Origin of the sequence: Neobacillus drentensis, from assembly GCF_036966985.1 — a bacterium.
In the GTDB taxonomy this organism is placed as follows: domain Bacteria; phylum Bacillota; class Bacilli; order Bacillales; family Cytobacillaceae; genus Neobacillus; species Neobacillus drentensis_E.
The window spans coordinates 1,340-1,618 of sequence record NZ_JBALSN010000347.1 but is presented as its reverse complement, the minus strand read 5'-3'; positions in this window follow the sequence as shown (position 1 = coordinate 1,618).

Here is a 279-nt window from a genome sequence, read left to right as displayed (position 1 = left end):
AAAATGTTATTAGATATATAATTCAAAATAAGCCTAAAACGTGGAAATGTAAGCGTTATCAACGGGGTTTCAAAAAGGGAAGACTAAAAAATATTATGTTGATATAGTGTTATAAGGTAAAAACTATCCGTTTTCCGGTATGTGGTTTGGCAAATCCAAGTGGGTATATTGGGCTAAATTAATAGGAATTAAGGGGGACAATTTCTATATACTGTAGAAAATTCATGATACATCAATAGAAGTTTAGCAGCCCAGTTAAATATTGACTACAATCGAATT